The sequence below is a fragment of the Maribacter sp. Asnod1-A12 genome (assembly GCF_045063735.1).
GTDB lineage: Bacteria > Bacteroidota > Bacteroidia > Flavobacteriales > Flavobacteriaceae > Maribacter.
On the sequence record NZ_JBEFNZ010000006.1, the window covers coordinates 2,200,763 to 2,212,500 of the forward strand.

At 39.1% G+C, this 11,738-nt stretch carries 3 protein-coding genes, 2 tRNA genes and 2 rRNA genes (1 of these 7 cut by a window edge); 5 read left to right on the forward strand and 2 right to left on the reverse strand.

Annotation, left to right across the window (positions count from 1 at the left end; genetic code table 11):
- Positions 1 to 47: 47 nt before the first annotated feature.
- Positions 48 to 767 (reverse strand): hypothetical protein, encoded by a 720-nt coding sequence (locus ACJJVP_RS09370; protein ID WP_405413065.1) that lies wholly within the window; start codon positions 765 to 767, stop codon positions 48 to 50.
- The gene (locus ACJJVP_RS09375; RefSeq protein ID WP_405413067.1) at positions 764 to 5,038 is read right to left on the reverse strand and encodes a thrombospondin type 3 repeat-containing protein; all 4,275 of its coding nucleotides are present in this window, start codon (positions 5,036 to 5,038) and stop codon (positions 764 to 766) included. Before ACJJVP_RS09375 ends, ACJJVP_RS09370 begins: the two co-directional genes overlap by 4 nt.
- A 168-nt stretch (positions 5,039 to 5,206) precedes the next feature.
- Between ACJJVP_RS09375 and ACJJVP_RS09380 the strand changes: the two genes are divergently transcribed.
- From ACJJVP_RS09380 to ACJJVP_RS09400, 5 genes are all read left to right on the forward strand, one after another.
- Positions 5,207 to 7,198 (forward strand): putative porin, encoded by a 1,992-nt coding sequence (locus ACJJVP_RS09380; RefSeq protein WP_405413069.1) that lies wholly within the window; start codon positions 5,207 to 5,209, stop codon positions 7,196 to 7,198.
- Positions 7,199 to 7,914: 716 nt separating this feature from the next.
- Positions 7,915 to 9,441 (forward strand): 16S ribosomal RNA (locus tag ACJJVP_RS09385).
- 184 nt (positions 9,442 to 9,625) lie between these two features.
- Positions 9,626 to 9,699 (forward strand) — tRNA-Ile (locus tag ACJJVP_RS09390).
- Positions 9,700 to 9,815: 116 nt separating this feature from the next.
- Positions 9,816 to 9,889 (forward strand) — tRNA-Ala (locus ACJJVP_RS09395).
- Between the two features lie 213 nt (positions 9,890 to 10,102).
- Positions 10,103 to 11,738 (forward strand): 23S ribosomal RNA (locus ACJJVP_RS09400) (it continues 1,194 nt past the right edge of the window).
- Together the 16S and 23S rRNA genes with 2 tRNA genes alongside form the textbook arrangement of a ribosomal RNA operon.

An 11,738-nucleotide genomic window follows, 5' to 3' on the forward strand; every position in this document is an offset into this window, starting at 1 on the left:
AAAGCCAAAGGAGCAATTGCATCTTTGGCTTTTTTAATTTTTATATATTACTCTACACGAAATTCGAACAGCTCTGAATTTGAAGTGTTGTCAAAAGAATCTTTAGTTATCACTTTCCAATAATATGTACTACCTGTGGTGATATTAGCTTCTATAAAAGATTCAGTTGTGTCGCCTAAAGATATTAAGGGTATTTCTGTAGTATCAAAAAATACTTCATAAGAAACAATATCGTCATCTACATCTGATGTAGACCATTCTAAAATTATGGTATTTGAGCTCGTTATTGTTGAGCCTCTTTGCGGACTAATCGCTACAGCAGGAAAAGGTGCGTAATTTTCTATTCCTGGTCCTTGGTTGTAAAATGTCCAAGTTTCGCTAGTTGCTGTAATTGTCGTACCATTTGCAAGAGAAATTATATACCATTCATATGGTGTGCCTCTATTAATTTTAATATCACTTTGATTCGTATTAGAGGTAGCGGTAGTTATACTGCCCGTTTCAAGATTTTTAACTTTAATTTCATAAGAATCTGTATTGTCAGATATTGACCATTGAAAGGTTACAGTACTTTTGGTTTCGTCATTAGCATCTATAGCCCCTTCATTACACTCTGTATTATTTTCTGGGAAAATTAAATTTGTAGCATCTGGAGCTGTAACTTCCGGTGTCACAGGATCAACAGGTGATTCGTTATCTGAACCACCACACGAAATAAGCAATGTGTGCACGAAAGCTATAAATATGGTATACTTAATTAATTTCATTTTCTTATAATTTTATAATTGGAAAGAGTATTTCCTGACTTTATATTTAGTAAATAAACGCCGGTAGCCAGACCATCAACACCTAATTTAATTTCATTGTTAATAGGTTTTATTTTTTTTGATAAAACACTGATGCCATTAACATTAAATAATGAAATCGTAACTTCAGGCAATGTGTCGGATCCAAGGTAAATAGTTAAATCACCACCCTCAATAGGGTTAGGGTAAATGAATAACTCATCGCTTAGCATAACTTTCTTATTGAAAACACCTTGACAATCTAAACCTGTTTTAACGGAAATCAGTGTTGATGTATCTTCTAATGGTAACGTAATTTCTTTAGCTGTGGTAGAATACATTTTGTCATTTAAGAAAATGGTATATAACTCCCCTCCAGACATGTTTAAAGTAACTTCATTATTCAATGAATTTATTTTAGCAGATACCGTTAACGCTTCTGGTTCAGAAATTATTAAATCAAAGCATGACTCATAACCAGGTTGTTCTTCTACGGTAATACATAAATGATAGCTGCCTGCAGATAAATCAGAAAAAGTGGTCGCTTCGGTAAAGTTGGCACTAAAATTATTATCTACTGTCGAAAGTGTTGCATTATAAATAAATGTGGTATTTGCGGCTGTAATAGATATACTTCCATTATTACTTGAGCTGCATGACTCACCGGTGGTTTGAATTTGGAAATTGGTATTGGGTAAAGAAAAAACTTCACAACCTTCTGTATTAACAATAGTGCCACTAGGGGTGTCATTACATAAATCTATATCATTTGGTACACCATCATTATCACTGTCATTGTCGCAAAGGTTCCCAATACCATCATTATCATCATCTTCCTGATTTGCATTTGCGATTAAAGGGCAATTGTCTTCAGTGTCTATAATACCATCATTATCGTCATCGATGTCACAAACATCTCCTTCACCATCATTATCGGTGTCTAATTGGTCTGCGTTAGCGATAGAAGGACAGTTGTCAACAGTGTCTAAAACACCATCATTATCGTCATCATCATCATCAGGTAGCCCATCAACTACTAAATCATCTATTATAACTCCCTCTTCGGTTACGGCAGGGTCTGATTGAAATACGATTCTAAAAATTACATTAGTTTCTCCTGTAAGATTTTGTTCTCCATTGGCGGCATTTATATTGAAATCATATGAGTATTCGGTCATTTCTGTATTTTCACCTGTCCATTGTGCACCAGGGCAATTTTGACAATCGTCAGCTTCTTCAGATAGTGCATTGGTTCTATTGCTATTGTACCAATTAGGTTCGCTGTCAATACTACCTAAAATTTCCCAGCTAGTACCACCATCAATTGAATATTCAACGTAAACAATGTCAAAATTCAATTCAAGTTCGTAAGCCATATTGAATTTTAGAACCGGAGCTATTATGTTAGTCATATCATAGCAGTTACTTAATAAAATGGCTTTTGTACTATTTGGATGGTCACCGCTTAGATTAGTTCCGTAAACATTGGATCCAGAAGTTGTGGTGTTCAATTTTGAACCTGTTGGTATGCCTTTCTGCCATACACTTTCGTCATTGCCATCGTTATATGAGATTAGAGATTCTTCTTCTGTTTCAAAGGTGTTAACTGCTCCTCCTGTACCCGATTCATTTTGAAAGAATCTGTTTTCTAAGGTATTATTATCATTATAGGTGTCATTTTCTGAACTAGCCGACAATGCAATGGAAGAAGTTCCAAAATTAATAGAAGTCTCTATTGGTAGCTCAATTGTGATAACCTCGTTACTTAATAAATTTCCTGTCCATGTAAAGGTTTGTGTGGAATTTTCATTTATAGAGTATTCAATGTCTACGCTTGTTATAGGATTTATTCCTTGATTTTCTATAGTTGCGGTTGGTATGAAATCATTACAAAGTACCTCATTTGAATTTGGCGTTATCGAAACTAGTCTAATTTCTTCATCAGGAATTTGTACTGGTATAGAAGATTCCCAAACACCTCTACCATATGTAGAAGCTATAATTTTTTCTCCATCCAAGTTTATTTCAATATCACTAATGGCAACATTTGGTAAGTTGGTATAATATTCTTCCCATTCCGTTAATGAATCATCTAATCTGTAAACACCTAAACTTGTACCGACATAAATTGGGTTATCTGTATGTCTGCCTTGGTGGGCGATTGAGAAAAACGCTTGATTTGTGGGTATATTAGATGTTAAGTTTTCAGAAATTGTTTCTGTTTCTCCAATAGTAACCTTGAAAACTCCTCTTTCAGAAGGTTGGTCGGTCTGTGCGATCCCTACTCTATCAGAAGTGGTGACATATATAATGTTACTGTCATTAGAATTTATAGCCAAGTCAGAAATTTCAGAATCCATTATTTGGATCAAACTAAAAGTTACACCACCATTTCTACTTCTATATAGAATGTTACTTTCTGCAGCAAAAATAGTTTCAGGATTTTGTGGGTCTATCTCTAAATCATCGATATTACCTGTGCCAATCGAAGAAGAAATTTTAGACCATTGGTTGTTTTCTAATTTGTATAATGCATCAAAACCGGCATAAACCGAACCGTCAGAGCTTATAGCTAAAGGTGTTATCCAGTTTCCTTGTACTGTGTTTCCATTAGAGTCGGTAGGGGCTCCCACTACGCCGACAGACTGGCCGGAATCTGAGGAAATAAAAAGACTACTGCCAAATTGAACAAAGCCATAAACGAGACTACTGTTGTTTGGGTCAATCTCATAATCCATGCCATCACCACCAGTGAATACATTCCATTGTTCTTGGTCACGAATAAATCCAGCATTGTCTTGTAAACCACCTGTAATTTTCCCTGAATCATTTTTAGCAACAGATATTCTGTAAAATTGACTTATAGAAATACCAGCAGTGAAATCAGTAAAAGTACTTCCGCTATTTTCTGACATATAGATACCGCCATCACTACCTACGTATACTTTGTTGTTAAATATTTTAATAGTGTGTATATCAGCGTGGGTATATCCTTGATCACTAACATTCCATCTGTTGATTCTTACAAAAGAATCTCCACCATTAGTACTTCTCCAAACGTTTAAACACCCAGTATATATTTCATTGAAATTGGTAGGAGAAACTTCAATAGCAAGGTCGAACCAAGCTTGGTTCGATTCAAAAATATCTTGTTCACTTGCTGTTTTTGTAAATGATTCACCACTGTCTAAAGATTTGTATACCCCTCCAAATGCAAAACTATTACCTCCTGTTAATGCCCGAAGAAGATATACCCCGGCAGGATTAGCTTCACTTGTTCCAATAACTAATCTACCTGAACTTTCAGGTATGCCATCATTTATTTCTACAAAGGTGTTTCCACCATCAGTTGATTTCAGAAAAGTATCAGATGTTACTGCGTAAATAGTATTGGGGTCATTAGGTTTAAGTTTAAAATCTTGAATATTGCCATTTCTTTTTATGTCCCAAGTTGTACCGCCATCTGTAGATTTTTGGAGACCAACGCTAGTGCCAACCCAAATAGTATTAGAGTCAGAAGGGTCAATGGTAATTTCGTTCATCAATAAATTAATATTCGAAGTGCTTGGGTTCAAACCTGTTTCATTCCAGCTGTTTCCGCCGTCTGTAGATTTAAAAACCCCAACGCTATAAGAATCGGCAGCATCATCATCTCCTGTTGCTATATAAATAACTTGAGAATTGTTAGGGTCTATGGCGATACCAGAAACTCCTATTTGAGGAAAATCATCGAATAAATTAACCCATGATGAGCCACCATCTGTTGACTTCCAGATACCCCCTGCAGGTGCCCCTATGTACCAAATATTTTCATTGTTAGGGTCGACGGAAATAGCATTTACACGACCTTGCCCAGAAAGTGCGCCAGAGTATGTATCGTGAGTAAATGGACCAATTGCGTTCCAATTTGCAGTTGGGTTTATTTCTTTACCAATAGGGTCTTGTTTGTCTCTCCAAGATTGCCATAGTTGGTTCGAGGTCGGTAAATTTCCGTTTTTATCAATATAATAGCTCCAATAATTCTCCCATCTTTTATAAGGTTTGAAGCCACTACCTTTTTTAGAATAATCTTTATCGCTCCAATATTCATTAAAAGCTTTAGAAATTTCATATAAAGAATATGAGTCTACAGAGGATTTAGAGGTTTGTTGCCTGTCATTTAATTCCTCCATCCAAGGCGCATTCTCATTGAATTGCGCATTGGTTGATGTGATCATTAAAAAAGCAAATACAATAAAAAATAGTACTTTCATTAACATTTTTTTATAAAAATCTGAAAAATATTTCTTTAATATATAATGACTACAGTTAAAATTTAAGATTATTTTGTCAAATGTTTATCTAAGTGCTGTCAAAGTCAACTAAACTTTCACATTTACTTAGCAACAAAAAAATTAACTTTGCAAGGGTAACGAAGCTTCATGAAATATATAACTCTAGTTTTATTGTGTCTAACTACTTCCATAATCTTAGGGCAAGATGTAAAAGGGAAACCTGAAAAAAGAAGTGATTCTCTTTTGGTAGATAAGAAAACAAAGCCGTTAGATCCAACAGATAAGTTGAAAAATGATTCTATTGTATTAACTGTTGAAGATTATAAAATCATTTCTTTTGAAAGAGACACCACTTTTTTAGATACTACCCTTACTATAGAGAAAGAGTATAAGTACAACTATCTGCGAAAAGATGATTTCGAATTGATTTCATTTTCAAATATTGGTCAGGCCTATAATGCATTAGGTGTCGATTTCGAAAGGGTAACGGGTTACCCTAGTTTAGGTGCGACAGCAAAAGACCTTAAATATTTAGAAAAGGAGCAGATTAATTATTATAATGTAGCTACACCATTAACAGAATTGTTCTTTAAAACTACTTTAGAAGAAGGTCAGCTTTTAGATGCAAACTTGGCATTCAATACCTCTAGAAGGTTGAATTTTTCTATAGGTTATACCGGTTTTAGATCATTAGGTAAGTACAATGATACTCAAATAGAATCTGGAAATTTTATAACTACAACAAATTATTTGTCAAAAAATGGCAGGTACGCTTTAAGAGCTCATATTGCTGCACAGAATATTTTTTCAGAAGAAAACGGAGGATTGTCTGAAAAAGAAATACAGTTCGAAAGTGGTGATGAGGATTTTACTAATAGACCAACGGTAGATGTTTATTTAGATGATGCAGATAATAGAATTTTAGGTAAAAGATATTACTTGGATCATGTCTATAAATTAGTTCGAAAACAATTAGATTCTACTCGTTTTGAAAAAACCTCTTTGGCAATAGGTCATACTTTTGAATATGAAACTAAGTATTATCAGTTTATAGAAACAGCTAGTGATACTTTATTTGGTGATGCTATTTTGAGTACTATTGATGACAAGGCAGTTTTAAAAACATTTTACAATGGAGTAAATGCTGAATTTTATAATAGAACCTTAGGTAAGCTTACAGGTGGTGTAAATGTGTATAATTATGATTATTACTTTGATAGTAGGTTTATAGATGAAGATGGTACTGTTATTCCTAATAGGTTAAATGGAACTGAAATTGGTATTGGAGGTAAGTATGAAAAGCGAATTGGCGGTTTTGATTTCAGTGCGAATTTGAAATATAATCTTTCGGGCCAATTGGCGGGTAATCTTTTCAATGCTTATGCTTCATATATTATTAATGAGAATAATAAGTTGAGATTCTCGTTGCATACATCTAGTAGGTTGCCGAATTTTAATTATTTATTATATCAAAGTGAATATCTTAATTATAATTGGGACAATAGCGATGTTTTTGAAAAAGAACGAGCCAGTAGTTTAAAGGGGGAGTTACTCTCTAAGACATGGGGTAATCTTATGGTGAAGTATAGCAATCTAGATAACTATACCTATTTCGCACCGGTTTCAAATGCTACTATAGGCAATGATATGGAAAATGCATTCATAAAACCTTTACAAGAGGGCAATACCGTTTCTCATTTAAAAATTAAATATGAGAAAGAATTCAGGGTGGGTAAGTTTGCATTGAACAATACCGTTATGTATCAGAATGTAACTCAAGATACCCAAGTATTAAATGTGCCTCAGTTGGTAACAAGAAATACCCTGTATTTTTCCTCAGATGTATTTAAAAAAGCAATGTACCTGCAAACTGGCATTACATTTAAGTATTTCTCCAGTTATAATATGAATGGTTACAATCCTATACTTGGTGAGTTCTATGTACAGAATAAAGAAGAGTTAGGTGGGTATCCTTTATTGGATTTCTTTATTAATGCCCGTATAAAACAAACCAGGGTTTATTTGAAAGCGGAACACTTTAATGCCGCTTTTTCTGGGTATGACTATTATGCGGCACCAAATTATCCATACCGCGATTTTGTTATACGCTTTGGTTTAGTGTGGAATTTCTTTTCTTAATCTTTTTACTGTAGTCTGTAATGCATTGAAAATAGGGGTGTTGAAAGAGTGCTTTTGATTAACTTATTGGTTGTCAAAATCTTAACTTTTAATGATTTTATTGGCATAGTAACCCTATCAAAACCATGCAGTTATGTTTTGGCGAAAAAACTTTCGTTTTTTATTTTAAAAAATGGTTGTGTAATTAATAATAGTGTGTACATTTGCACCCCGCAAACGAGGAAGATGATTTTGGAATCGGGAGTAGGAAATAGGTTCTTATGTATGTTGTTTTGGTTTGGTGAATTTTATTTTAAAAAATGGTTGTGTAATTAATAATAGTGTGTACATTTGCACCCCGCAAACGAGGAAGATGATTTTGGAATCGGGAGTAGGAAATAGGTTCTTATGTATGTTGTTTTGGTTTGGTGAAAAAAAGAAAATAATTTTTTTCGATAAAAGTTGTCAGGTTAAAAAACAGTTGTATATTTGCAGCCGCTTAGGGAAACACCTAAGGGAAACGAGGCTAGGAAATCGAGAGATTCGGAGCTGAGTGGATAGAAGTTCATTGAAATATTGTGGAGATAAGAATCGAGTTCAGGTGAGGACCTGTTCGAGAGGAACAAGAATTAAGGAAACATACAATTTGGTATATCGCAAGGTATATATAAGGAATTGAATCGAGAGTCGGGGCCGGGATTGATTTAGACTTCGTTGGGACGAATATTTACAAAACAACGATGAAGAGTTTGATCCTGGCTCAGGATGAACGCTAGCGGCAGGCCTAACACATGCAAGTCGAGGGGTAACATTTGTGCTTGCACAAGATGACGACCGGCGCACGGGTGCGCACCGCGTATGGAACCTACCTTGTACAGGGGAATAGCCCAGGGAAACTTGGATTAATGCCCCGTAGTACCGTGACCCGGCATCGGGATACGGTTAAAGCCTTCGGGCGGTATAAGATGGCCATGCGTCCCATTAGTTTGTTGGTAAGGTAACGGCTTACCAAGACTACGATGGGTAGGGGCCCTGAGAGGGGGATCCCCCACACTGGTACTGAGACACGGACCAGACTCCTACGGGAGGCAGCAGTGAGGAATATTGGACAATGGAGGAGACTCTGATCCAGCCATGCCGCGTGCAGGAAGAATGCCCTATGGGTAGTAAACTGCTTTTATACGGGAAGAAAAAAGAGTACGTGTACTCTACTGACGGTACCGTAAGAATAAGGACCGGCTAACTCCGTGCCAGCAGCCGCGGTAATACGGAGGGTCCGAGCGTTATCCGGAATTATTGGGTTTAAAGGGTCCGTAGGCGGGCTGATAAGTCAGGGGTGAAAGTTTGCAGCTCAACTGTAAAATTGCCTTTGATACTGTTGGTCTTGAGTTATGGTGAAGTTGCCGGAATATGTAGTGTAGCGGTGAAATGCATAGATATTACATAGAACACCGATTGCGAAGGCAGGTGACTAACCATATACTGACGCTGATGGACGAAAGCGTGGGGAGCGAACAGGATTAGATACCCTGGTAGTCCACGCCGTAAACGATGGATACTAGCTGTCCGAGGCCTTGAGTCTTGGGCGGCCAAGCGAAAGTGATAAGTATCCCACCTGGGGAGTACGTTCGCAAGAATGAAACTCAAAGGAATTGACGGGGGCCCGCACAAGCGGTGGAGCATGTGGTTTAATTCGATGATACGCGAGGAACCTTACCAGGGCTTAAATGCATATTGACAGGTCTAGAGATAGATTTTCCTTCGGGCAATTTGCAAGGTGCTGCATGGTTGTCGTCAGCTCGTGCCGTGAGGTGTCAGGTTAAGTCCTATAACGAGCGCAACCCCTACCGTTAGTTGCCAGCATGTCATGATGGGGACTCTAACGGGACTGCCGGTGCAAACCGTGAGGAAGGTGGGGATGACGTCAAATCATCACGGCCCTTACGTCCTGGGCCACACACGTGCTACAATGGTAGGTACAGAGAGCAGCCACGTCGCAAGGCGGAGCGAATCTATAAAACCTATCACAGTTCGGATCGGGGTCTGCAACTCGACCCCGTGAAGCTGGAATCGCTAGTAATCGGATATCAGCCATGATCCGGTGAATACGTTCCCGGGCCTTGTACACACCGCCCGTCAAGCCATGGAAGCCGGGAGTGCCTGAAGTCCGTCACCGTAAGGAGCGGCCTAGGGCAAGATCGGTAACTAGGGCTAAGTCGTAACAAGGTAGCCGTACCGGAAGGTGCGGCTGGAACACCTCCTTTCTAGAGATTGTCCTTTAAGGACGGTCCCTGACGAAGTAAAGAATCGGAATAACGGTCCCGGTCTTTTGATTTAATAATGTTTTTCCCTTAAGAATTGTTCGAAAAAAATAATCTCCATAATTATGATATATAAGTAATTGCTTTTTCCGAAAAGGTATTTATACTAAAAGGAAGGAGTAGGGACAGTCCCATAGCTCAGCTGGTTAGAGCGCTACACTGATAATGTAGAGGTCGGCAGTTCGAGTCTGCCTGGGACTACAAACAAGAAATTCGTTTAGAGATAGGCGATACGTTCATATATTGAAATATTGAAGGAAATTTTAGAAGTTGTGCTACCTGTCAACTGTAAAGTGGCAACTGCCGACTTATACAATGGGGGATTAGCTCAGCTGGCTAGAGCGCCTGCCTTGCACGCAGGAGGTCATCGGTTCGACTCCGATATTCTCCACTGGGCGATGCCCAGGGATGATTTGTTTTATCTCTAAGTATCGCAGATGAGAAAGATAGGTATTTAATTGCCTGTCGTGGCTCACGACAAAGTTCATTGACATATTGGAACAGGAGGTAATACGTTTTTAATGTATTATCGACTAAAAAAGAAAGAAACACGAATCTTTATTAAGTAAAGAGTACGAATAAGATAGAATAGATTAAAGATCTAGCGACAAGCTGGAAAAGGGCGTATGGGGAATGCCTAGGCTCTCAGAGGCGATGAAGGACGTGATAAGCTGCGAAAAGCTACGGGGATCGGCACACACGATATGATCCGTAGATATCCGAATGGGGCAACCCAGCATATTGAAGATATGTTATCTCGTAAGAGAAGTAAACCCGGGGAACTGAAACATCTAAGTACCCGGAGGAGGAGAAAACAAAAGTGATTCCGATAGTAGCGGCGAGCGAAATCGGATTAGTCCAAACCGTACATGTTCCGGCATGTGCGGGGTTGTAGGACCACGACATTCGAGGTGTAATGAACTAGAACGCTTTGGAAATAGCGACCATAGAGGGTGATAGTCCCGTATAGGTAAAGAACATTTAGATAGTGGTATCCTGAGTAGTGCGGGGCACGTGAAACCCTGTATGAATCCGGCGGGACCATCCGCCAAGACTAAATACTCCTGAGAGACCGATAGTGAACCAGTACCGTGAGGGAAAGGTGAAAAGAACCGTGAATAACGGAGTGAAATAGATCCTGAAACCATACGCTTACAAGCGGTCGGAGCCCATATGGGTGACGGCGTGCCTTTTGCATAATGAGCCTACGAGTTACTTTTACTAGCAAGGTTAAGGACTTCAGGTCCGGAGCCGTAGCGAAAGCGAGTCTGAATAGGGCGACCATAGTTAGTAGTAGTAGACGCGAAACCGTGCGATCTACCCATGGGCAGGTTGAAGCTGTGGTAACACATAGTGGAGGACCGAACCCGTTGACGTTGAAAAGTCTTGGGATGACCTGTGGGTAGGGGTGAAAGGCCAATCAAGCTCGGAAATAGCTCGTACTCCCCGAAATGCATTTAGGTGCAGCGTGTAGATAGTTTTATAGAGGTAGAGCTACTGATTGGATGCGGGGGCTTCACCGCCTACCAATTCCTGACAAACTCCGAATGCTATAAAATGTTTCTGCGCAGTGAGGGCATGGGTGCTAAGGTCCATGTCCGAGAGGGAAAGAACCCAGATCACCGGCTAAGGTCCCAAAGTATATACTAAGTTGATATAACGCGGTGGAATTGCATTGACAGCCAGGATGTTGGCTTGGAAGCAGCCATTCATTTAAAGAGTGCGTAACAGCTCACTGGTCGAGCGATTCCGCATGGATAATAATCGGGCATAAGTATATCACCGAAGCTGTGACTTCATATTTATATGAGGGGTAGGGGAGCATTGTAATTGCGTCGAAGGTGTACCTGCGAGGGATGCTGGAGCGATTACAAACGAAAATGTAGGCATAAGTAACGATAATGCGGGCGAGAAACCCGCACGCCGAAAGACCAAGGTTTCCCCAGCTATGCTAATCAGCTGGGGGTCAGTCGGGACCTAACGCGAACCCGAAGGGGATAGTGGATGGACAACAGATTAATATTTCTGTACCTGCTCACGCTAAAAGTGACGGAGGCGAGAAGTTGGTGCGTACAGACGGAATTGTACGTTGAAGGGAGTAGTAATACCCCGATAGTACACCGAGACCACGGTCAAGGTGATAATCCAGCATATCGACTTCCAAGAAAAGCGAGTGAAGCAGCCCGTACCGTAAACCGACACAGGTGGTTGGGATGAGTATTCTAAGGCGCTCGAGAGAT